We start from the raw sequence: 23,590 nt of genomic DNA on the forward strand, positions 1-23,590 counted from the left end.
AACTTCTTTACATCAACAAGGGGCCGGATTGCTCGAACAATCCAGCTCCTAAAACAAAAGTTTTTAACCCGTGAAAATTAAAAAACATCTTGAACCTATGAAAATAGGAATTTATGAATATATAAAAGAATATATTATCAATTTAGATTACCGCCCTTTGGTAACCCTGATACTACTATCTACTTTTTTATTCAACCAGGGCGTGGCAAGCAGCTTTGAACAAAGGCCAGAAGAAAGCATTTTAAGCCTTAAAATAGCTGAAATGAGTATCCCTGATGCACTTTCATTGATTGAAGAAAAGGCAGGCTTATCAATCAATTATAATAAATCGATTTTCAGCCCAAATAGAAAGGTAAGCCTTGAAGTAAAAAACATGGCCATTGAGCTGGTCTTAAAAAAAATACTTTCAGGAACCAGAGTAGCCTACCGGTTTGCTGATGCCAATACCATATTGCTATATAAACTTCCGGATCTGGTAAAACCAGGAAACATATCAGGAAAGGTTTTTGACGAAAAAGGTGAAACATTGCCCGGTGCATCCGTTAAAATTAACGAAACGGGCAAAGCTACACAAACGGCCAGCGATGGTAGTTACACATTAACTGCCGAACCCGGAAAATACACAGTAGAAATTAGTTATATATCTTTCATTACACAGCGCATAAGTGATGTAGAGGTCAGGGCAGATAAAAGCACACCGCTTAACATTTCACTAAAACCCGATGCAAAAGGTTTGCAAGATGTGGTGATAACCGCCAGCTATAAAAAAGCTTCCGTTGAAGGCTTACTGACCCGTCAGAAAAATGCTGCCGAAATGAGCAATGGAATTAGTGCCGAACAGATTTCCAGAACACCGGATAAAAACATTGGTGAAAGTTTGAAACGCATTAGCGGGGTAAATTCGGTAGACAATAAAATGGTTTTAGTACGCGGCATAGGTGAACGTTATAATACTGCACAGCTGGATGGGATTACCCTACCCAGTACAGAGGCACAAACCCGTAACTTCTCTTTCGATTTAATTCCCTCGAACCTGGTTGATAACGTTGTGGTGAGTAAAACCGTTACGCCGGATATGAACAGCAGTTTCGGGGGTGGGTTAATACAGATCAATACCAAAGATATCCCTACCGAGAACTTTATGTCTTTTACAGCAGGTACTTCTTATAATGATCAAAGCACAGGAAAAGATTTTTTAAGTCATAAGCGAGGCAAATACGATTATTTTGGGTTTGATGATGGAAGAAGAAATTTTCCGGTCGGTTTAGAACATACTGAACGTACAACGGCACCCAACAATACCCTTACAGACGAGCAGTACCAGCAAAAGCTGATTATCCAAAGCCAGAAATTCGTCAATGATAATTTCACGATGTACAGGTACAAAACGGCACCATCTCAAAATTATCAGTTTACGATAGGCAGAACCATAGACATTGATACTACAAATAATAAAAAACTGGGGTTTACCACATCATTAAGCTACCGCAACAACCAGAATATCAACACCATTGAACAGCAAACAAGAGGTGAATGGAATATCAATACGCCAAATACCGGTGCGAAATATATGTTCAACACCACTTTAGCAGCCATGTTAAATGTGGGTTTACAGCTTGAGAAAAACAGATTTAGTTTCCGCAACACCTATACACACATTTACAATAACGACCTGTTTAGAACCATTGGTTATGATGCTGATAATGGATCTGAATTCTTTGCCAATGGCCGTAAACCAAATGCTATTGTTGAAGCTGACGATCCTACGTACACCAACCTGTTACAGAATAAACTCAATGGCCAGCACCAGGTAGGCAAAGTAAAGCTGGAATGGAATTTATCGCGTACATCAATAGACCGTAAAGAGAAGGATTTGAGTATTAGCACCCAAAACTTGCAGCAATTTGGTAATGATTATGAATATTTTTACCAGGCAAGCGGCCAAAGGGAAGGTTATATCAAACCTACCTCAAGACATAACTACAGCAATAATGAACACCATCTTGCCTGGGGTGGCGATGCAAGTATGCCTTTGAAAATTGGCTCACTAAATAACACGGTAAAAACGGGGTATTTTGGTATACACAAAGAAGGTTCCTTAAACTGGGAAATCGCATCACTGGTCCGTAATGCATCGATACCCGATAGCCTGAAATTCATCTCTATTGCCCAAATGATTGATCCTGCCAAAATTGGCAATAATGGCTACAATTATTTTATTAACCCATACTTTTTAAACGGCTATAAAGGTAAAAGTACCACCCAGGCCGCGTATATGATGCTTGATAACCGTCTTGCTGAAAAATTACGTTTGGTATGGGGCCTAAGAGCAGAGTACTTCAAATATACCGAACTCCGCAACGACCTCAATGTTAGGGGAGTGAGCGGTTTCGCACTCCCATCTGAGAAAAAATGGCGTTGGTTACCTTCAGCTAATCTTACCTACAGCCCTACAAAAGAGATTAACATCAGGGCCGCTTTTTCAAATGCTGTAGTAAGGCCCGAACTAATGGATAACAGTCAGTTCTTTAGATACGACCCGATGTTTGATGCCCAGTTTGGGAACGAGGGTTTGGCCAGTACCCAAATTAAAAATTACGATCTTAAATTTGAATGGTTCCCCGGCTTGGGCGAAATCATCTCGGCTAGTGCCTTTTATAAAAAATTCGATCAACCCGTAGAAGTGGTTTACAGCATATCAAACGGAGGCGGTTTTTATTATATCAAAAATTCTGATCAAGCCAAAGTTTATGGATTGGAACTGGAGTTGAGAAAAAACCTGGGTTTCATCAATAACAATACCCTGCTCTCAAGATTAACGCTTTACGGCAACCTTACCTTACAAACAGCCAATGTAGTTGGGACCTACAAAACTACTGGCACCAATGGCGAAAATGTATTAGTAAGTGCCAAAGCCAAAAGAAACATGTATGGGCAGGCACCTTACCTGATCAATGCCGGTTTACAATATTTAGACGAGCATTTTGGCTTCAACCTGGCCTATAATAAATCTGGGCGCAAAACAACTTTGGTTAGTCCGGAACTGAATAACATTGAATATGAAAACCCGCGCGACCAGATTGATGCACAGATTAGTTATAAGTTTTATAAAAACAGGTTCGAAGTAAAAATCAATGCGGGGAATTTACTCAACAGGGCCTCGCTGATTTATAGAAATACCGCAAGTTACGAAGCCAACCCCGATTACCAGCCGGGTTCAGACTACAGCAACAAGTTGCGATTGAAACCAGGTTTTTCCAACAACCTGGACGAAGGAGACCAGGTGATGTTTTCACAAAAATTTGGCCGCACCTACAGCACTTCCATTACCTATAATTTTTAAAATGACCATGAAAAACAGTTTTAATAAGGTTAAACCACTTAACAGGAAAGGAGGAAATTTATTTCCTGCATAGCCGTAAAAAAAAACGAAAGGTTGTATCAGAACCCTTCGTTTAAACCGATCATTTGCAGTGGAACGGCCAATCAGGAAAAACCTGAACTATTTTAAAATCTACTGTTAAAAACCCAGGGTAGCTAACAGATTTACTTAGTTAAATCTATATGAACGACTAAGATATAAAAAAACATCATATTTAGGTATAAACAGGCTTTTATTTCCTTAAAAAACAATGGATAATTTGTCGGTACACCTAAATGACCTTGAAAAAAAATCAACCTAAAAAACATGGATCGTAACAATAAGATCCTATGAAAAACAAAAAATGACAATGAAAAATTTTAAAAATTTAATCGGTCTTTTATCAATTGTTGCTGTTTCATTTACAGCTTGTAAAAAAAACGAAGGTGGTGCTGATGCATTCGGTAACCGCAGCACTTCAGCAGCAGATTATTCACAATCATCCTTGCCAGTTGTGGCTGTTAGCGGAGACATTACCAGCTCTGTTACCTGGACCGCAGGAAATGTTTATGAGTTAAGTGGTGTAGTAACCGTTAGAAACGGGGCAACCTTAACTATCCAGGCCGGTACTTACATTAAAGCTTCGGTAAATACTCCGGGTGTACAAAATGGTGTATTGGTTATTGCCAAAGATGGTAACATCAATGCGGTAGGTACAGCAGAAAATCCAATTGTGTTCACCAGCCGCTATCTTTTAGATGGTGATGCCAGCACAACTGGTAAACCAGGAGACTTTGGTGGTGCCATTATTTTAGGTAATGCCAGAATCAACGTTGGTGATAAACTGATTGAAGGTTTAGCTGATAATCCTAAATTCCACTATGGCGGTACAAATGACGAAGATAACCGTGGTACTTTTAAATATGTGCGTATTGAGTATGCAGGTTTCCAGTTAGCTCCAAATATCGAAGTGAACGGTTTAACTTTAGGTGGTGTAGGTAGCGGCACAACGATCGATCACGTACAGGTTTCTTACGGCTTAGATGACGGATTTGAGTTTTTCGGTGGTACAGTTAGTCCAAGTAGTTTAATTGCGCTGGCTTCTGATGATGACCAGTTTGATTTTGATAACGGTTTTACCGGTACATTAAGCGACTGTGTTGCCATTGCTGATAAAAATTCTACACACAGCACAAGCGGTGGTAACAGCGATTCAAACGGTATCGAATCGGATAACAATGCGCCTGCCGAAGATGGTACATTTAGCCTAACCCCAAAAACACATCCAATCTTGCAAAATGTAAACATTTTCGGAACTGAAAATAAAAATGGTATTTCTGGTTTAGGTTACCGTAACGGTATCCGCGAACGCAGAGGTTCGGAAGTTAGCTTAATTAATGTAATTGTTTCTGGTTACAATACCGGTATTGCTTTCGATAGCGATGCAAATGCAGGTCTTTCAGATATATCTTCTACTTCTGTGCATGGCTTCAACAATTCAATCACAGCTGCTGTTGGTGCTTATGTTGACGGTGGTAGCAATACTTTGGTAGTAAATGCAACCAACGCCAGTACTTTCGGTGTTGCGCAACCATGGTATAACACTCCGGGTTCTCCTGCTACAGTTACACTTCCGAGCTGGGCTACCGGTTGGTCAAAACTTGTATTTTAATTTTTTCTTTATAGAAAGAGACTATGCTGTTCGGCATAGTCTCTTATAATAAAACAGGATAACGCTGTTTTAAACGATAATTAACCTTTATATGAAACTTAAAATATTTGCCTTTTTTTTCCTTTCGGCCATCGCCTCATTAAGTTTATCCTGCCGTAAGGCAGAACTACTCCAACCCGAACCGGTTAAAATTATTCAGTTAAATGTTACGGGTGCAAGTAGTGTTGAGCTGGAGTACCTGTATAAAGACAGCGTACTTGCCGCACCACCTTCGGGGGGCATTAACGTAAAAACTCTGCTTACCGTTAAAGATCAGCACGCTGATTTGAAAATCAGAAAAAAAGGTTCAACGGAGATATTACTTTCCAGAACGATAACGGCAGCACCGTTCGATCAGTACATCAGTATTTTTTATGATGGCACTAAAATATACAACAGTTCCATATCATTAGTCATTAAAGGCTACGCGCTAACGAGTGAACTCGAATTTTTAATAGATGGAAATGTATTTTTATCCGGCACCGGTTCGATAAATAACACCTCACCTATCCTGATTGATAAAGGTACAAAGAGAGAAATCACGGTACGCAAAAAAGGCGAAACCGATATTCTGCTTGCTAAAACGATCGATGCAACCAGCAATAGCCAAAGCATAAATTTCTTTTACGATGGAATCAAAATTGTTGATAATGTAAGCCTTAACCCGCCTGTAAATCCTGCAAATATGATGGTTAGTGCAAAGTTCGAGACTTTATTTGCACCACAATTTAAAAATGTTGATGTAGACCTCGTTTTCTACACCAGGCTTAAACCCCAATCTACTGCAGCGTATGGTACCGCCGGAACAAAGGTGCAGCCCGAACTTAGGCTTACTTTGCTTAAAGATGGTACTTTTAACCAGATAGAACTTCCACCACTACCAGATGCCAATTATATATATAGTTTTGATATTGTTGAAAAAGGCACCGATAATGTACCCTACACTACAACCAGCGCGCCTTTTGTATTAGCCGCTTATCCATTTAAACCCAACCAGGGCCGTTATGGGGAAATTAATTTTGAAGCCGGCAAGTCGAGGTTGTTTGTTATCAACGATACTAAAAATATTTTAGCGAATACAAGAAGCACCTATTTTTCCGGTAAAGTAACCGACCTCTCTCAATATTTCAGATAGGATTAACATGTTCATTCTTTAAAAAAAGGAGGAAACCAAAGCAAACTGCAACGGTGATCTCCTTTTTCTTTATTGAAGTTAAAGAACCAGCATCCCGATACTAACATATTTTTTGCTACAGCGCTACCAGCCGATATATGATTATTGGTATCATTATCTAAAGGTAATCACATTATTTCATAGCTTTACACAGCAAACCATACAACAGAATGAAATTAATGATGTCAATTATCGGGTGGTCTGGAGTAGTATTTTGTACGCTGGCATACCTTTTTTTAAGTATGAAATTAATCCGGTCGGATTCGTTCTCTTTTCAGGCCCTAAATATATTGGGTGGCTTGTGTTTAGCCGTAACCGCCTTAGATACGCACGATTTACCCAATGCTGCTGCCAATGTACTCTGGATGTCTATTGGCTTATTTGCTTTGGGTCGCCAGTTTAGCAAACGGGATCAGAAAGCGCCTTAGTTGGAGGTATGCAAAGCAGATCATAAGCTTTTTGCTTATAATATGCTAATCGCTCCGAATAAGCTTTTTTATCATTTTCCAACGAAAGATAAAAGTAAGCTCCGTCAACCATTACAAAAATGAAATCGGCTGCAACCTTTGGGTCGTTTACATTTGTAATGCACTGCGCATTGCACTGTTCAATCAGCAACGCAAGTCCTTTGCGCAACGAATCCAGAATTAGCTTATACTTTTGCTTGATTTTTTTCTCCCTAAACGCCAAAGCGTAAAAAGTATAAAATAAACCGTCATCAAAAAGCAGGTTCCATTTTTTAGAAAAAAGCATTTCAATCGTACTTTGCAAATCGCTTAAGGATGCTTTCTCTTTATTCTTTACAGTATAGATCAGTAAATACCGGTCAAGTATGTGGTCGATCAATTCGTAAGTGAGTCCTTCCTTGGTTTCAAAATAATGAATAATGAGGCTCGGGTTAATATCCATCACCTTTGCAATCTTGGCTATAGAGGTATTTTCGTAGCCCTCTTTTTTGGCCACCTGGTAAAATACCTTTATAATTTCCTGTCTCCTTGTCTCTTTTAGACTTTTACGTCCCATCGTGCAGCTAATTTAATGGGGCAAACTAATCAAAAGCGTTTGGATTCTGCAAATTTATTTTATTAAATATATTGAATGAACGTTCAATTAATATATTAATTGAACCTTAACCTATCCTTAATATGATATGTTCAACTTAGCACCGCTGAAAAGAGCTTATCATTCCAAATCAAACAACTAAATATTAAGAAAATGAAAAAAAGGCTACTCTGGATATTCATGCTATTGATTCTGTCTACAAGCGGCTTTGCACAAGGGATCGCAATAAAAGGCGTGGTTACTGATGCAAAGACAGGGGAAACGCTCCCTGCCGTAAACATTACTGTAAAAGGGACAAACCTGCATATCGCTACCAACAGTAATGGTATTTACACCTTGAGTAATGTAAAACCTGATGCTACACTTATATTTTCCTACATTGGCTACAAGCAACAGGAAATTTTGGTTAGTGGCCGGGCAAAAATCGATATTTCTTTATCTCCTGACTTTGCCAACCTCGATGAGGTAATGGTTGTTGGTTTTGGAACCAAGAAAAAAATCAATGTTGCCGGCGCAATTGATCAGATTTCTGGCAAGCAGCTTGAGTCGAGACCTGTAAGCAATGTATTGCAGGGCTTACAGGGCATTAGTCCCGGACTCAATATCACTTACGCAGGCGGCGCGCCAGGCAGTGTACCCAACATCAATATCAGAGGCTATACTTCCATTAATGGTGGCTCGCCATTAATTGTTATCGATGGTATTCCTGCTACCAGCACTGATGATATGTTGCGCTTAACCCCTAGCGATATTACTTCGTTTACCGTATTGCGCGATGCGGCATCGGCAGCCATTTATGGCGCACGTGCTGCATTTGGTGTAATTCTGATTACCACTAAACAAGGTGTTGCTGGTAATAATACCATTAGTTACAATACTTTCCAATCATGGGCAAAGCCAACCTTACTACCCAGGCCGGTGACCGATCCCTATATTTTTTCGAGGGTATTAGAAACTGCTACAGATAACACTCCATGGGATTATGTAAATTATTCTGACGAATATTACCGCTGGGCGAAAGAAAGATCTGATAACCCTGCTATAGCCGATACCCGGTTAAATCCAACCGACCCTACCAAATGGGCCTATATGGGCAGTAACGACTGGTATGAATATTTTTTTAATCACTCTAGTTTATCTAAAAGCCATACCCTTACTTTTTCTGGTGGAGCTGCGGTAAACGAAAAGCCTTTAACCTACTACCTCTCTGCAGATTATACCAGAGATAATGGGTTAAATAAACTGACTGCAGATTACTGGGACCGTTATGGACTGAGGTCAAAAGTGGGTTTTTCTCCACTTTCGTGGCTTAAAATAGATAATAACCTGAATATTTATCAAACTAAACGGGCACTTCCTAACGGAAACATTACGGACCTGTATTACCTGATGCCTACCGACGTAGCTACGAATCCTGATGGCACATGGGCGAATACCGCTGCCGGAAAACTAGCTGCAAAACTTGTAGATGGAGGAAATAACCTTCAAAATATGTTTGGTTTTCAGAATATTACGAGTGCAACAGCTTTATTTTTAAAAGGTGATCTTCAGGTAAACGCTGACGCTTCTTTTAAACGTGAACTCTGGAAAACGCATAATGACAGTAAAAAATACAAAATCGGCTATGGTCCGAATGATATCCGCGAAGAAGGTGGGACCGGTTCAGTAACCGAAAACAATGGTTACCTGTTTAATAACGCATTTAATATCTATAGCACTTATAAAAAGACGCTTGGCGACCATTTTTTCAGTGCAATGGTAGCTTTTAATAGCGAAGATTACAGCTATTCTACTGTAAACGCGAGTAAAGACATTCTGATTTCTTCTTCTCTACCGTACCTCTCGCTCACCAGTGGAACGGCTACTGCTAGTGCAGGTTACTCCGCTTATGCTACCAATAGTGCATTTTCGAGATTAAATTACACGTACAAAAACAGGTACATCCTGGAAGCTACAGGAAGGTACGATGGTTCATCGCGGTTTCCTGTAAATAGGCGCTGGGGATTCTTTCCTTCAGCTTCTTTGGCCTGGATAGCAAGTGGAGAAGATTTCTTTAAGATACTATCGCCTGTAGTATCTACCTTTAAACTTCGAACCTCATATGGAGAACTTGGAAATCAGGGTGCTCTTCCAAACGATAACGTAGCAAACTTTGGTTATATCCAATCACTTGTAACTGGTACTTCTGGTTATTTAATTGGAGGAAATGGCCAGAACCAGGTGATCAATGGTGCCCCTGGATTAAACGTAGACCCACGAACCTATACATGGGAAAGAATATCTACCTTAAATATGGGTACCGATATTGGTCTGTTGAACGATAAACTTTCTTTCACTTTCGATTATTATATCCGTGATACCAAAGGAATGCTTACTGCAGGACAGGAACTTCCAGGGGTGTTAGGCACGGGTGTACCACGTCAGAATTCTGCCGATCTTCGTACCAAAGGATGGGAACTTTCAGTAACTTACCGAGACAGGTTTGAACTGGGTTCAAAACCTTTCAGCTTTGATACTAAAATATTCCTGGCCGATTCTAAAGCTAAAATTACCAGATTTAAAAATGATCAGAACCTGTTTTCAAATTACCGCGAGGGGCAGACACTCGGAGAAATCTGGGGATTACAGAATGACGGGGTTTTCCGTAGTAAAGCAGAAATTGCTGCTTTAGATGAATCTGCCATTATTCCATGGGGCGCCCTCTCCATTGTTGAAGGATGGCCAAAATATGTTGACCTAGATGGAAATAAGAAAATTGAAAGGGGTTTAAGTTCAAACGATCCGAAAGATTTAAAAATTATCGGTAACAGTGCTGACCGTTATACGATCGGTGCCAATCTGAATATGGATTGGGGTGGTTTTGATGTTTCTGTATTTTTGCAGGGCGTATTAAAAAGAGATTTTTATCCTCATCACTATCTTTTCTGGGGGCCTTACCAGCAGCCGTATGCCAACGTTTATCCATGGAACCTAGATTTTTACCGTGGAGCAGCTGATTCGCCGGAACAAAGAGCCAAACACTCCGCTTCATATATCGCCGCGGGCCTTGCTGATGCCAATACCGATTCTCAATATCCGGTATTACAATCTTGGCTTGCCGATGCCAATTATGGATCGGGTTTAGATATTCCCCAGACTAAATATTTGCTAAACGGTGCTTACCTGAGGATCAAAAACGTATCGTTTGGTTATACCTTACCAGTTCAGTGGACCAAAAAGTTTCATGTAAACCGTCTTCGCGTATTTGTGACCGGAGAAAACCTGTATGAGTTCTCTTCTATCAAGAAATTTATTGATCCGGAAGCGGTTAACCAGGGACCAAGTGCCTGGGCATATCCTTATCAACGGAGATATGCCTTCGGTTTAAACCTCGATTTTTAATTTTTGGATCTATCATAATTAAATCATTATAAAATGAAAAAGTATATATATATCGTGTTTATTGCAGTTGCAGGTATGCTCGCAGCCTGTAAAAAAGCAGGGCTTGATCGCTTCCCTCAAACCTCCGTCTCCCCTGGCCTCTTTTTTAACACAGAAAGTGATCTTTCGCTCTATATCAATGGCCTACTCTCGCAGCCAGACCGCAGTACTTACCTTAATGATCAGAGTACGGATAACGTATCCACTACAGCAGCAGTTGAGATAAAAAATATTATGGGAGGAAATGCGACCGCCCAAAACATTACCACTGGCTGGAGCTGGAGCAGGTTAAGAAACATTAACTATTTTCTAGAGAATTGCGGAAAAGCACAGGTTTCTGCTGCCGTTAAAAACCACTACGCGGGTTTAGCCAGGTATTACCGCGCTGAATTCTATTTAGATAAAGTTAAGCGTTTCTCTGACGTACCCTGGTATTCAGGTACATTGGAACCTGGTGATGATGCACTCTACAAAGCCCGGGATCCAAGGACGTTGATTGCCGACAGTATCATGGCAGATCTAGATTTTGCCTATAAAAATGTGAGGGAAAGTGTTCCGGTAGGTACTCCGGGAAAATGGGCAGTGGCCACTTTATATGCGCGGGCAGCACTTTATGAGGGCACTTATCGTAAATACCATAACGAACTCAATTTAAGCGGCTCAGCAAATGCATTTTTAGAAACTGCAGCAAGAATTTCAGGAGAAATCATCGCCAGCAAAAAGTTTAACATTTACAACACCGGAAAACCGGAACAGGATTATGCAACACTTTTCTCCAGTCAGGATTTAACAGCCAATAGCGAGGTCATTTTAGTCAACATCTTTGACTTGAGTAAAAACAAAAGCCAGAATGTAAATTCTACCGTCTTTGGCGATTATGAGCAGGCACCAGCCAAGAACCTGTTAGAAACTTACTTAATGAAAGATGGAACGAGGTTTACAGATGTAGCAAACTACACGCAGCTGGGTTTTGTGGCAGAATTTAAAAACAGAGATCCGCGGATGTCGCAAACAATGGTTTACCCGGGCTGGATCAGGGTACCCGATCCTACCCCCTATATCCAGCGTTTAAACAAAAATTTTACAGGTTATCATCAGTTGAAAGGTTATGTAAACAGCACTGATAACGCGATCTTAAACGGTGTAGATTTTCCGGTATACCGCTATGCAGAAATCCTGTTAACTTATGCTGAAGCGCTTGCTGAATTGGGTACCTTAACGCAGGCCCAGCTCGACCAATCGATAAATCTTCTTCGTAAAAGAGCGGGGTTGCCCGATCTCAACCTGGCAACGGCTAATGCCAATCCAGATCCGGCATTGCAATTACAGTATCCGAATGTCACTGCCAACGAAGGCGTTATATTCGAAATCAGGAGGGAACGCAGGGTAGAATATGCTTTTGAAAACATGCGCTTTGATGATTTAATGCGTTGGAAGGTAGGCAAACTACTTACCACAAGCCCCCAAGGCATGTATTTTGCCGGATTGGGCAAATACGACCTTACCGGTGATGGTGTTGATGATATTATTCTGATTGACAGAACGGCCACTATCCCTGGTGAAGACCAGAAAGAAAAAAATTCGCTTGGGGTAAAACTTATTTATTACCGTGCAGGACTTATCGGTACTGATGCAACGGTTTATTTGAAGAATGGCAACAACGGCGGTAATATTGTAACAGAAAATGTGACCAGAAACTTCGAAGAACCCAAATTCTATTACCGCCCTATTCCACAGCAACAAGTCATCCTGAATCCTAAACTGAAACAAATTTTTGGCTGGTAATGATGGCAGAAATAACGAGAAGGTCTTTAATAAAGGCAATAGGAATATCGGCAGGAACGGCATTTTTGGGTGCGTTGCCCGGTATGGCTTCAGAAACGCTTACAGATAAACCGAAAGGTAAGAAGCTGGTGCTTACTGTGCCACACATTACTGATGTTCATATCCGTGCAGGAGAAAATGCCCCGCTACGATTCAAAGCATGTTTAAATCAGATAATCAGCAAACATAAAGTTGATTTCTTCTTAAACGGAGGAGATTCCATTAATGATGCTTCTTATGATAATGTGGTACGCGATCAGGTAACTGAACAATGGGATATTTGGGATGAATGCACTAAGGTGATCGATAAATACAAAATATACAGTTGTATTGGCAATCACGATATCTGGTGGAAAGCGCCTGCAACAGACGATGAAATGTATGGAAAGAACTATGTGGTAAAACGGCTGAAAATTCCTAATCGCTATTACAGTTTCTCTAAAAAAAACTGGCACTTTATTATCCTTGACGGCAACAACAGCAAAATTTCTCTTGATGATGAACAGTATAACTGGCTTGAGCAGGAATTAAAAAACCTGCCTGCCGGCACACCTACGCTCATCATGTCACACTATCCGATCCTGGGCACCACCCAGGTATTGGTTGGCGGCGGACATTCGGATTGTAAAAAACTGAAGAATCTCTTCTACAAACATCGCGATAAGGTAAAAATCTGCCTGAGCGGACACAACCATCTCTCTGATCAAACGGTATACAATGGTATTCAATACTGCTGCAATGGAGCCATGAGTGGTTTTTGGTGGGGCAAAGGCGATGCAGAATCAGAAGGCCCCGGTTATTACCAGGAAACGCCACCCGGATATGCCATACTTAAAATGTACGATGATGGAACAGTTGAAAACGAGTATTTCTCACACAATTTCTAATCACAAAACGATGTTATTAAGGACATTTATTTTTGCCTGCTTTTTTTCTTTATCACTATCATCACTTGCTCAAAACAGGCCACGAAAAGTGGTTTATGTTATCGCCGATGGTATCCCTGCCGATGTAATAGAACGATTGGAATTACCTAACTTCAAAAAAATCATCTCTACAGGTTCTTATTCGCGGATGCATGTGGGCGGAGATAAAGCAAGTTATAACGAAACACCAACCATATCTGCTGTGGGTTACAATAGCTTGCTTACCGGCACCTGGGTAAACAAGCATAACGTACCCGATAATGATATCAAGGCTCCAAATTATAATTATCAGCATATTTTCAGGCTTTTCAAAAATCAATACCCTGATAAAAAAACAGCTATTTTCTCCAGCTGGACTGACAACCGAACCAAACTACTTGGCGATGGCCTTCCTGAAACCGGAAACTTTAAGCCCGATTTTGTAGCTGATGGTTTTGAGTTAGATACTGTCCGCTTTAAACATGATAAAAAAGCTGACTATATGCATTTTATTGATGAGGAAGTGGTTAAACGAGCTGCTAATACCATTCACGATCAAGCACCGGATCTATCATGGGTATACCTGGAATATACGGATGATATGGGCCATCGCTATGGTGATAGTCCGGAGTTTTATAAGGCTGTTGAGATGCTGGACAAACAAATGGGCCATATTTGGGATGCCATTAATTACCGTCAACAGCGATTTAAAGAAGATTGGCTGATTGTAATTACAACCGATCATGGACGTGATGAAAAAACAGGTCGCGGACATGGCGGACAATCTGATCGTCAGCGTTCTACCTGGATGGTAAGTAATTATAAAAACCTGAATACTTATGCGCAATACTTCGATCTTAGTATAGTAGATATTATGCCTTCCATTGCTGGTTATCTGAATATAAAACTTCCAAAAAGTGTAGAACAGGAAATTGATGGTACTTCATTTATTGGCCCGGTATCCATATCCGCACTCAAGGCAAATTATGTACAAAACCACTTAGACATCACCTGGAAGGCATTGGAAAAGAAGGGAAAAGTAAAAATCTGGCTGGCAACCACTAATGCGTTTAAAACCGGTGGAAAAGATGATTATCATTTACTGGGAGAGGTTGACATTAATCAGCAACATTATCTGGCCGACCTTAATAACTATCCATCCCCTTACTATAAACTAGTGGTTGAAGCACCAGACAATACGCTTAACAAGTGGATAAGTGTTAAATAATTAATTTCATTCCGAAAAATTCATATTCCTAAGCTCGATATCTGATCTTAAGCGATCAGCTATAAGGCTTTTTTAATTACTTATGGCGCTGATCCTAATTGATAAGATATGTCCTTAAATTTTAAATATTCGTACCTTTAAACCAATTTTTAGGAGCTTTAGACCTTTTTTGAATGCGGTTCCTGATCGAAATTTGTAGCATAAATTTCATCAAAGCGGAATCATCAATAATTTGATTTGGCTGACCACCAACCCATATTTATTAAAGTGGCTAAATACACCATCACATCAACCCCTGCAGGTTTAAAAACTGCCCTTCTACGGCTTATTATTTATGGTGCACTCATTTACCTGCTTGCCGAATTTCTTAAATGGAATGTAAAACAGGAAGCAGTAAGCAATAAATTCAGTGAAGATTCTGCGGTAGAATATGTTCAAAGCATTTTGCTCCTTTTAAGTTCAACCGTTTTTCTCTACACCTCTTTTAAATACAGATCCTTATTCCCACTTTCCTTCGCGCTTTTTGCTTTTATGATGGCTTCTTTGATCCGGGAACAGGATGCTTTTTTGGACGAACATGTTTATGATGGTGCATGGCAAACCGGTGCATTCAGTCTCCTTATCCTGGCAAGTCTGCTTATTTACAGAAAGAAAGCCATATTTTTCTCCAACTTAAACAATTTCGTACACCAGTTCTCTTTTGGAATTTTATTATCAGGTATTGTAACAACCTATATTTTTGCGCGCTTGTATGGAAGGAAAGTTTTCTGGATGGCCGTTATGGAAACACAGTACGTCCGTGATGTTAAAAATGTATCGGAAGAGTCGCTCGAACTCTTTGGCTATGCACTTATTCTTGTTGCAAGTGTAGAGTTTTATCTATTTGCCCATGCAAAAAACATTGAAATAGAATTAAAAACACACCAGGCTCAATCCTCATTTCCTATTTCTGCTTAATTTGAATTAAAATGAATATGCTAGTTACCAATGACGGTTACCATTTTGGCTACAAGTTGTTTTAATTTGGTGTAGCGCATTAATAAATTAAAAGAAATGATGCCCAAAAGCGCACAGGTTAATCCGGCCAACACATCGAGCGTATAATGATGACTGGTATAAACCGCCGAAAACCAGATGCCCAGCATTACGGTAAAGAAGAAAATATTAATTTTTCCCAAGTGATTTTTCAAACCATAATAAGCCACAATAACCGGATATGATGAGTGCAACGACGGCATGGCCGCAAATACATTAGAACCTTTGCTGTATATTCCATGAAAAAGTGTAATCCCAAAGTAATGGTCAAAACGGGCCAGGCCGGCGGTATTACCGGCTGTTTTAGCTACAAAGCCGAAACCGTGTTCCTGCACATACCACGGTGGAGCAGCCGGGAAAGCATAGTAAACCACAAAACCCAGTAAATTTACCCAAACAAAGGTGAGCGAGAACCGAACAAACTGTTCTTCATTCTTAAAAAAAAGATAGGTAGCAAATGCCAATGGAACGGGTACCCACATCAGGTAGAAAAACCCCGTCAATACGTCTAAAAACGGGGTACTGTTTATCTTCCAGTATTCGTTCGGTGTCAGTGTTGCTCCGTGGTAATTAACGCCAAAAGTTTTCCTTTCCAAATCATATAAATCTTTAATATGCACCGTATTAAACAGATAGTTTGGAAAGGCTTTCATGTAATCAAACAGGATCCAGTATACAATAAATATAGAAAAACCGAGGATAAACTTTCTGGTTCCCCTTGATATATAGAACAAGGCATTAAAGATAAAAATCAGCACCAGCTGATCAGTTTTAAAGCCAACCAGCAGTATTGATAACAATAGATATCCAACAGATATAGCAACTGTTAGATAAATATTACGGATATCATAAAAATTGTTTTTAAGCAATGATTGTTGCTGCATACTACTTTTTATCAAAATTAGACCTGAAAACGTGGTCCCAAAAAGTCCAGCTTACCCCATAACCTTTGGTCGAGTCGGAATAATGGTGAAGCATGTGATGCTGCTTTAGTTTTTTCCAGAAACCACTTTTAAAATTTGCATGGTGAAGCGCGTAATGTACCATATCGTAAAACAGATAACCGATCATAAACCCTGAAAAAAACGGATAAACCCTGGTATCCGGCAATAACCAGTCGAAAAGAAAGTAAAAGCCTAAAGCCATTGGAATACTGGCAGAGGGCGGCATCACCAGCCTTTTGGCATCATTTGGGTAATCATGATGTACCCCATGAAAGATAAAATGGATTTTCTTACCCCATTCAACTTCAGGTTCAAAATGAAAAACATAACGATGGAGCACGTATTCGGTGATGGTCCAGATGCCCAGGCCAAGCAAAAACCATCCTGTAAAACTTAAAGCCGTCATGTTTATTTCCCAGAGTGCTTTCCAGAACAGAAAGGCAATAACCGGAACATATACGATTAATGGTACGTAAAACTGAACTTTTGATAGACTCTCTAAAAAGTCGTTTTTAAACATCCTGATGGATGCGGTTGAATTGGAAACAAAATTCTTTTTCATTGTAATTATTTAATTGGCTTTCAGCTCCACTCATTTAATCGTCATCCTGAACTTGTTTCAGGATCTTCTTCCCAAACAATCTGTCATATACAATACTTTATCATTAAAGATTCTTCGTTACACTCAGAATGACAACTCACTCTTATTTAATCGCCATCACGACTGAAGCGCAGCGAAATGGAAAGATCTATATAGTTAGATTTTGCTTTGCAGAGCCTTCGTGTTCTTGACTACGCTGCACCTGATAGCTATCAGGCCCGCTCGAAATGACGATTGGGGAGAGATTGCTTCGTCGGCTGAAAAAGCCTTCCCGCAATGACGGAATGGATAAGAACGCCACCCGCAAAACGCCTAACGCTAAACCTTAATCCTTTCTACTAACACTTTCGACGGCTCCGAAGCATCATAACCTTTTATTTCAACATATTTTACATTAGGAAACCAGAATGTGCCTCCTTCAATCCGAAGGAATATACGTTCCAGCTGCATTTTCTTATTGTTTATTGTCGCAAAAACATGATATTTCTTATCAACAGCAGATTTATTCAGGTACATCGGCAGCTTTTTATGTGAAGTAAACCGCAATTCAAACTGGCCATTCCCTAAGTTTTTACTAATAATGCCATAAGCAAATTTCCGCTGAATATAACTGAGTTCTTTCTTTTCACCCTGATCTCCGTAACGCATCCAAAATACATTTACAGGTTGCTCTTTATTCACTTCTCCATGTTTGTCTACATTTAACTGGCAAATGATGGTATTGGTATTCGGATCGCGCTGCAAGTAAAATAATTGATTGCTAATGTCTTTTGGTACCGGAAAACTGATGGGGGAAGGATCTGACCCCTGCGCACTCGCAGGTAAAGAGATTATTCCGGTTAAACCTCCCATAAAAACTAAACCTGCAATTAATGCCGCTTTATTATTTCCTTTTCTTTCCTTAAATTCTTGTGCTTCCAGGCCTCTTTTGGCCTCTTGAAGACGTTTAACAGCCGTAATATTGGTCAACACCGCCATTACAGTAATGGGCATGGTAAAAATCGACATGGTTTCGAATACATGGAAAGAAATTCCCGGCACATATAACTTATAATTACCACCGATAAAATGACCTGCAATACCGCAGAAGACGGCAAAGACGCCAATGGTCACTACCCGCTCCGGTCGCTGCATTAAACCGCCTTTACACTCCACTCCTAATCCTTCGGCCCTTGCACGCGTGTAACTCACCATCATCGAACCAATTAATGCAATAAAAGCAAACAATGAACTTAAAAAGTAATGATGTGCCACCAGGTAATAACAGATACCCAAAAACATAATCATTTCGCTATAACGATCGAGTACCGAATCGTACAAAGCGCCAAACTTCGAACTCATATTCCCGAGTCGCGCCACCTGACCATCGAGCATGTCGAACAGACCAGCAAAAAGCACCAGTGCACCTCCCCAACCAATGTAAGACATGTCGCCTCGGTTAGATTTTTCTGCACCAAGCACAAAAATAATTGCCACGCCAATATTTAAAATTAAACCGATGGTAGTGACGGCATTAGGTGTTAAACCGATTTTGATCAATCCCTTTACAAAAGGATTGATGACTTTATAAATGCCCTGTTGCAGGCTGTCTCTCAGATTTTTTTCCATAGCTTATTTTAAAAATCAAATTTTACCCTTGCCCTGATCCCCCACTCCGAAACTTCCGGATTATTAAGGTAACTGAAGCGTTTTACCAGATCTACCCGCAATAACTTAAAGATGTTAGCTACACCGATACTGCCTTCCATATAGGGTGTATTGCTCAATGTATAAGTCCGCTGAGCACCATTTTCGTAAACCGGAAGCTGGTATAATCCGGTTTGAAAATTCGGATTATTCTCATTCCGCAAGCCACCATACAGGGCTTTGAATGAGACCACTTCCCTCAACTTCAATTTCTTGATCAACGGCATTTTATTAAAAAAGAAGCCATTAAAATTATGATCGATATTAATGCTTACGTAATGATCACTTACAAACTCCAGGAAGTTCATTAAGTTGTAAGAGTTAAGCTGATAAGCATAAGTTTGATTGGCACGGTGGATATCCAGCAAAGGAAAAGGCACTTTTCCGGTAATATAACTGCCTTCTACCGTTACATCGCTATAACCCAGCTGCGATAAATAAAAACGTTTATCGATGCTTCCGAGTAGGTTGTGATAATTATATTCACCGCCCAAAACGCCTTTTAAACCTGCGGTGTAACGGAGATTAAATACGGGATAACGATCGGCAATGGGCACGCGGTATATTTTCCCCTGGTAAAATTTCTCATTCGGGGCGTACCTGAACTGAACAGAAACCTCACTGGTGGTTAACCGGTTTACCAGCTGGTTATTTGTATTCAGGTAACTTAACCCGCCGGCTGGTGTCTGGCTCCATTTTTTAAAACCCAGGTTATACGAAAAGTGATTTTCGAACTCCTTCACATAATCCAAACGGTAAAAATCATTATACAACAGCATATCGTTTACGCCACGTTTAAACGAGAGCAGGAAATTATCTTCCTGAACAAACTGCAACTCTTGTCCGGGTATTTTAGTATCGCGCTGAAAACTGGCCCTAACATAATGTTGAGGGAATGCGTAGATCGATTTATTGTTCAGTGAATAGGTACCGGAAAGGAAAAACTTCCATTTCTCATCTTTAATGCCATAAGCCAGATAGTTTTCGAAATAATAACGTTTGCTCAATTCCGGAGTGGTTCGGCCACCAAACCGTAGCCTTAAACCTTCTACATTGTTAAAACTGTAAAAGGTGTTTACCGGACCTATTTCGTAGGGGCCAAGATTCTGATAACCTGCAAATAAAAGGGTCACGATTTTCATGGTCCGCTTGAAAGATGGCAGATTTTGCAGCGTATCAATATTGCTGTAAATCTTCAGCTGGTTCTTCGAAATGGTATCTAACCGGTTATTCTCCCAAAATCTCTCGTCTTTTTTTGCCGCATCAGCCAGTACTACGCTGCTTTTACCTTGAAAAATCGTATCCGGCAGCACCGTATCATACCGGTAATTTTTAAAAGTAACCGAACGCTCGCCTGTAAAGCCAATACCTTTGGTTTTACCAATGCCGAAATCGGCCAGTAAACTGCTTTTGCTCAAACTGTATTTGCCTTTATCGTTCTGTTCAAAATTCAGATCGATTTTAAGTGCACGTACAAAATTGAGGTTGATATTTTTGTTTACCCCGAAAGAGGCTCCTGTAACCGCATAATGCCTATCATTGGTCACGTAAATCTTCCCTTCGAACAACATATCGCCGGTATTACGCGGGGTAAAAGACAGTTCTATTATTTCAGGTTTCTGTGTTTTAATGGTATCGGTAATGAAAAACTTATAAAAATTAGGCGCACCATCTGCAATAGGACTCAAAAATTCATTACTGATCACGGATATATTATTCTTATAAATATCAATATCCTGATACATCCTGTCGAAATAGGATTTCATTCCTTTATTATCAATGTAACGGCTATCAAACTGGACCTGTTTTTCTCCGATTACGATCGTTTTGTTCTTTTCCGGATCTTTACTCAGGTAATGATCGGCCAGTTGCTCCTGAATATAAATCGGAAGAAGATTTTTCCCTCCGATTAATGTCGAATCCTGCTCCTGAAACAGAAACTGATAATTCTTAAACATCCTTTTATTCTTAAACTTATCTGATACATTGCTCAGTGAGAAGAGCATTTTTTCATATTGCCTGAAAGAAACAGTATTATAACTTTTAATGCGGTTTTCATCTTTATGCGCAATTACCTGCCGGATCAATTCCACCGCGGGATTATCTTTATTTCGATACTTTGTCTTTTTACCGCCCACCACAACCACTTCATCCAAAACTCTCGAATCGGGTACCAGGGCAATATCCAGTTCCTGCGTTGCGGATGGAACAGTATTTTTAATAACACTGCGATAACCAACATAATTGAAACTGATCTCATTTTGTGGGTTTGGAGACACAAGTAAATATTTCCCGTTTACATCGGTCTGTGTACCGATCTGGGTATCTTTAAAGAAAACCGAAACATTGGGTAGCGTTTCTTTGGTTACGGCGTCGCGTACCGTACCAGATACAACAGTTCTTTGGCCAAAGGCATTTACCTGCAAAATAAAACAGAGCGTAACGAATAATAAAAATGAATAAATCGGTTTCATTTAATTTGAAAAAATAAACTGCTTTTGCATGATATAATTGTAGCTGATACCCGTTAAAACAGAGCTCAAAACTTTGGCAAGTACATAATTGAGATTAAAAAAATGCGTGAGCATAAATACCCCCGAGGTTACAATGATCAGGTTGCCGGCCCATACCAAAATATATTTTAATATCTGCCACCTAATGGCTGTAGATTCACTTTCAAAAACCCATTTACGGTTTACGTAAAAGTTAACGGCACCACCTGCTACCGTGCCTGTTATACTGGCTGCCAGGTACCACCAACCCAAAAGATTTACGGCCATAATAGTCACACCGAAATCTGTTGCCGAGGCCACTAAGGATGATGCCTGTGCTTTTAGGAAAGTGAACATCAGGTTTAAAATATTGCTAAAACAACGATGAGTTGCAGTATAATATTTGAATAAATTCCAGCCAGCACATCGTCAGCCATAACCCCCCAACCACCAGGCAGGGATTCTAATTTGCGGATGCCAAATGGTTTGAGGATATCAAAAAACCTAAAAAGAATAAGACCGGTTAAGGTATATTGCCATTTTAAAGGTATAAGCAGTAATGTAATGCACATTCCGGCAACTTCATCAATTACTACCCGGTTGTGGTCTTTACCCCATATCTCCTCTACCCTATCGGCACTCATTACCCCAATCATTACAATGAACATGGTAACAAGTATAGGCCATAAATATGGGTTGGTATAAGGGCCCTGGAAAAGGTGCCAGCAAATACATGTTGCTATTGCAGCGTAAGTACCGGCACCTTTACCGATGTAGCCAATGCCCAAAGCCGTTGAAAGAAATTTATGGACGAACACTATAATGTTTCTATCAGTTCTTCTTCGTAATCCTGACCTAAATGGGTAATCAATTCTTCACCCATGATGTAACGCAGGGTATTTTGAAGTTTCATTAACTGCTTAAAAATGTCGTTTTCTGCTGGTACCCCAGGTATCGTTTGTGGCGATTTCAGGTAGAATGATAACCATTCCTGAATGCCCGAAAGGTTTGCACGTTTAGCCAGATCGATAAACAGCGCAAGGTCTAATACAATCGGTGCGGCCAAAATCGAATCGCGGCAAAGGAAATTGATTTTGATCTGCATTTTGTAACCCAACCAACCGAAAATATCGATGTTATCCCAGCTCTCTTTGTTATCACCGTGTGGGGGATAGTAGTTGATCCTGATTTTGTGGTACATGTCGCCGTACAGATCATGATTGAGCTCCGGTTTAAAGATATCTTCAAGTACACCCAGTTTTGATACTTCTTTGGTTTTGAAGTTATCCGGATCATCTAACACCAAACCATCGCGGTTACCCAGAATATTATCAGAAAACCAACCGTTTACACCTAACGAACGTGCCGCTAAACCAGGTGCCAGGATGGTTTTCATCAAAGTTTGACCGGTTTTGAAATCTTTACCGGCAATTGGGGTATTGGTTTCTTTCGCCAGTTCGATCAAAGCAGGAATATCTACCGTTAAGTTTGGCGCACCGTTAGCAAAAGGAATCCCCAATTTTAATGCCGCATAAGCATAAATCATACTTGGCGCAATACGTGGATCGTTATCTCTTAAACCCTGCTCAAAAGCAGCAAGTGATTCGTGAACTTCTGATGGTTCGAAATAAATTTCGGTAGAGCCACACCAAACCAGTACAATACGGTCGCAGTTGTTTGCAGCTTTAAAGTTTTTAATATCTTCCATTACAGCCAGCGCCAGTTCGTAACGGTTATCGATATCTTTTACATATTTGCCATCCAGGTTTTTTACGTAGTTTCTGTCGAAAGCAGCGCGCATTGGTTTAATGGCCTGTAATTCTTCGCGTACATCGCGCAAAAGGTTGGCATCCAATACGCGGGCGTTTAAAGCAGCTTCGTAAACGTTATCTTCGTAAACATCCCAGCCACCGAAAACTAAATCCTCCAGATTGGCCAGAGGAACAAAATCTTTAATTTTTGGCTCCTTTTTTTCTGTTCTTTTACCTAAACGGATCGTACCCATCTGCGTTAAAGAACCGATCGGTTTTGATATGCCTTTTTTTATTGCAGCAACTCCGGCGATCATGGTTGTTGCTACGGCGCCTAATCCTGGCATTAATATTCCCAGCTTACCTTCAGCTGCTTTTACTTGTTCTTTCATTCTA

General features: G+C 40.2%; 17 protein-coding genes. 9 read left to right on the plus strand and 8 right to left on the minus strand.

Going from position 1 to position 23,590, the window contains the following annotated elements:
* Nucleotides 1-97: 97 nt before the first annotated feature.
* The 4 genes from ACIQXP_RS16800 to ACIQXP_RS16815 all read left to right on the plus strand — a co-directional run bounded on the left by ACIQXP_RS16800 (nucleotide 98) and on the right by ACIQXP_RS16815 (nucleotide 6,674).
* The gene (locus ACIQXP_RS16800) at nucleotides 98-3,343 is read left to right on the plus strand and encodes a TonB-dependent receptor (RefSeq protein ID WP_387506119.1); all 3,246 of its coding nucleotides are present in this window, start codon (nucleotides 98-100) and stop codon (nucleotides 3,341-3,343) included.
* Between the two features lie 388 nt (nucleotides 3,344-3,731).
* Complete coding sequence (locus ACIQXP_RS16805) at nucleotides 3,732-5,033, plus strand: hypothetical protein (protein ID WP_293741472.1); 1,302 nt, start codon at nucleotides 3,732-3,734, stop codon at nucleotides 5,031-5,033.
* Between the two features lie 91 nt (nucleotides 5,034-5,124).
* The gene (locus tag ACIQXP_RS16810; protein ID WP_387506121.1) at nucleotides 5,125-6,207 is read left to right on the plus strand and encodes a hypothetical protein; all 1,083 of its coding nucleotides are present in this window, start codon (nucleotides 5,125-5,127) and stop codon (nucleotides 6,205-6,207) included.
* A gap of 221 nt (nucleotides 6,208-6,428) precedes the next feature.
* A complete protein-coding gene (locus ACIQXP_RS16815; RefSeq protein ID WP_427430231.1) occupies nucleotides 6,429-6,674 on the plus strand; it encodes a CBU_0592 family membrane protein in 246 nt (81 codons plus the stop codon).
* On the opposite strand, the gene ACIQXP_RS16820 is transcribed toward ACIQXP_RS16815, so the two are convergent.
* Complete coding sequence (locus ACIQXP_RS16820; protein ID WP_293741470.1) at nucleotides 6,646-7,269, minus strand: TetR family transcriptional regulator; 624 nt, start codon at nucleotides 7,267-7,269, stop codon at nucleotides 6,646-6,648. The genes ACIQXP_RS16815 and ACIQXP_RS16820 overlap by 29 nt on opposite strands.
* Nucleotides 7,270-7,461: 192 nt before the next feature.
* On the opposite strand from ACIQXP_RS16820, the gene ACIQXP_RS16825 reads away from it, so the two are divergent.
* The 5 genes from ACIQXP_RS16825 to ACIQXP_RS16845 all read left to right on the plus strand — a co-directional run bounded on the left by ACIQXP_RS16825 (nucleotide 7,462) and on the right by ACIQXP_RS16845 (nucleotide 15,642).
* Nucleotides 7,462-10,689 (plus strand): SusC/RagA family TonB-linked outer membrane protein, encoded by a 3,228-nt coding sequence (locus ACIQXP_RS16825; protein WP_387506124.1) that lies wholly within the window; start codon nucleotides 7,462-7,464, stop codon nucleotides 10,687-10,689.
* A gap of 33 nt (nucleotides 10,690-10,722) precedes the next feature.
* Nucleotides 10,723-12,513 (plus strand): RagB/SusD family nutrient uptake outer membrane protein, encoded by a 1,791-nt coding sequence (locus ACIQXP_RS16830; protein ID WP_387506126.1) that lies wholly within the window; start codon nucleotides 10,723-10,725, stop codon nucleotides 12,511-12,513.
* Nucleotides 12,513-13,439, plus strand: a complete 927-nt coding sequence (locus ACIQXP_RS16835; protein WP_387506128.1) for a metallophosphoesterase family protein — start codon at nucleotides 12,513-12,515, stop codon at nucleotides 13,437-13,439. Before ACIQXP_RS16830 ends, ACIQXP_RS16835 begins: the two co-directional genes overlap by 1 nt.
* A gap of 10 nt (nucleotides 13,440-13,449) precedes the next feature.
* A complete protein-coding gene (locus ACIQXP_RS16840) occupies nucleotides 13,450-14,685 on the plus strand; it encodes an alkaline phosphatase family protein (protein ID WP_387506130.1) in 1,236 nt (411 codons plus the stop codon).
* Between the two features lie 267 nt (nucleotides 14,686-14,952).
* The gene (locus tag ACIQXP_RS16845; RefSeq protein ID WP_400454050.1) at nucleotides 14,953-15,642 is read left to right on the plus strand and encodes a hypothetical protein; all 690 of its coding nucleotides are present in this window, start codon (nucleotides 14,953-14,955) and stop codon (nucleotides 15,640-15,642) included.
* 20 nt (nucleotides 15,643-15,662) lie between these two features.
* Here ACIQXP_RS16845 and ACIQXP_RS16850 read toward each other — a convergent pair whose 3' ends face one another.
* The 7 genes from ACIQXP_RS16850 to ACIQXP_RS16880 form a co-directional block, all read right to left on the minus strand.
* Nucleotides 15,663-16,604 carry a phosphatase PAP2 family protein gene (locus ACIQXP_RS16850; protein ID WP_387506134.1) on the minus strand — a complete coding sequence of 314 codons (942 nt, stop codon included), beginning with the start codon at nucleotides 16,602-16,604 and terminating at the stop codon, nucleotides 15,663-15,665.
* Nucleotide 16,605: 1 nt separating this feature from the next.
* Nucleotides 16,606-17,226 (minus strand): sterol desaturase family protein, encoded by a 621-nt coding sequence (locus ACIQXP_RS16855; protein ID WP_293741463.1) that lies wholly within the window; start codon nucleotides 17,224-17,226, stop codon nucleotides 16,606-16,608.
* A gap of 357 nt (nucleotides 17,227-17,583) precedes the next feature.
* Nucleotides 17,584-18,873, minus strand: coding sequence for a DUF4833 domain-containing protein (locus tag ACIQXP_RS16860; RefSeq protein ID WP_387506137.1), 1,290 nt, complete (start codon nucleotides 18,871-18,873; stop codon nucleotides 17,584-17,586).
* 8 nt (nucleotides 18,874-18,881) lie between these two features.
* On the minus strand, nucleotides 18,882-21,425 hold the full coding sequence (locus tag ACIQXP_RS16865) for a DUF5686 and carboxypeptidase-like regulatory domain-containing protein (protein WP_387506139.1): 2,544 nt from the start codon (nucleotides 21,423-21,425) through the stop codon (nucleotides 18,882-18,884).
* Nucleotides 21,426-21,800 (minus strand): GtrA family protein, encoded by a 375-nt coding sequence (locus tag ACIQXP_RS16870; RefSeq protein WP_090985131.1) that lies wholly within the window; start codon nucleotides 21,798-21,800, stop codon nucleotides 21,426-21,428.
* A gap of 5 nt (nucleotides 21,801-21,805) precedes the next feature.
* Nucleotides 21,806-22,261, minus strand: a complete 456-nt coding sequence (locus ACIQXP_RS16875) for a phosphatidylglycerophosphatase A family protein (protein WP_387506141.1) — start codon at nucleotides 22,259-22,261, stop codon at nucleotides 21,806-21,808.
* Nucleotides 22,261-23,586, minus strand: coding sequence for an inositol-3-phosphate synthase (locus ACIQXP_RS16880; RefSeq protein ID WP_387506143.1), 1,326 nt, complete (start codon nucleotides 23,584-23,586; stop codon nucleotides 22,261-22,263). Before ACIQXP_RS16880 ends, ACIQXP_RS16875 begins: the two co-directional genes overlap by 1 nt.
* Nucleotides 23,587-23,590 lie beyond the last annotated feature (4 nt).

It is taken from the genome of Pedobacter suwonensis, from assembly GCF_044762335.1.
Taxonomy (GTDB): Bacteria; Bacteroidota; Bacteroidia; order Sphingobacteriales; family Sphingobacteriaceae; genus Pedobacter.

Excerpts from the sequence above, each read along its gene's own strand:
- ACIQXP_RS16870 (WP_090985131.1), bottom strand. The coding sequence starts at position 21,800 with ATGTTCACTTTCCTAAAAGCACAGGCATCATCCTTAGTGGCCTCGGCA.
- ACIQXP_RS16830 (WP_387506126.1), top strand. The coding sequence starts at position 10,723 with ATGAAAAAGTATATATATATCGTGTTTATTGCAGTTGCAGGTATGCTC.
- ACIQXP_RS16855 (WP_293741463.1), bottom strand. The coding sequence starts at position 17,226 with ATGAAAAAGAATTTTGTTTCCAATTCAACCGCATCCATCAGGATGTTT.
- ACIQXP_RS16840 (WP_387506130.1), top strand. The coding sequence starts at position 13,450 with ATGTTATTAAGGACATTTATTTTTGCCTGCTTTTTTTCTTTATCACTA.
- ACIQXP_RS16805 (WP_293741472.1), top strand. The coding sequence starts at position 3,732 with ATGAAAAATTTTAAAAATTTAATCGGTCTTTTATCAATTGTTGCTGTT.
- ACIQXP_RS16825 (WP_387506124.1), top strand. The coding sequence starts at position 7,462 with ATGAAAAAAAGGCTACTCTGGATATTCATGCTATTGATTCTGTCTACA.
- ACIQXP_RS16850 (WP_387506134.1), bottom strand. The coding sequence starts at position 16,604 with ATGCAGCAACAATCATTGCTTAAAAACAATTTTTATGATATCCGTAAT.
- ACIQXP_RS16800 (WP_387506119.1), top strand. The coding sequence starts at position 98 with ATGAAAATAGGAATTTATGAATATATAAAAGAATATATTATCAATTTA.
- ACIQXP_RS16820 (WP_293741470.1), bottom strand. The coding sequence starts at position 7,269 with ATGGGACGTAAAAGTCTAAAAGAGACAAGGAGACAGGAAATTATAAAG.
- ACIQXP_RS16865 (WP_387506139.1), bottom strand. The coding sequence starts at position 21,425 with ATGAAACCGATTTATTCATTTTTATTATTCGTTACGCTCTGTTTTATT.
- ACIQXP_RS16810 (WP_387506121.1), top strand. The coding sequence starts at position 5,125 with ATGAAACTTAAAATATTTGCCTTTTTTTTCCTTTCGGCCATCGCCTCA.
- ACIQXP_RS16815 (WP_427430231.1), top strand. The coding sequence starts at position 6,429 with ATGTCAATTATCGGGTGGTCTGGAGTAGTATTTTGTACGCTGGCATAC.
- ACIQXP_RS16880 (WP_387506143.1), bottom strand. The coding sequence starts at position 23,586 with ATGAAAGAACAAGTAAAAGCAGCTGAAGGTAAGCTGGGAATATTAATG.
- ACIQXP_RS16835 (WP_387506128.1), top strand. The coding sequence starts at position 12,513 with ATGATGGCAGAAATAACGAGAAGGTCTTTAATAAAGGCAATAGGAATA.
- ACIQXP_RS16860 (WP_387506137.1), bottom strand. The coding sequence starts at position 18,873 with ATGGAAAAAAATCTGAGAGACAGCCTGCAACAGGGCATTTATAAAGTC.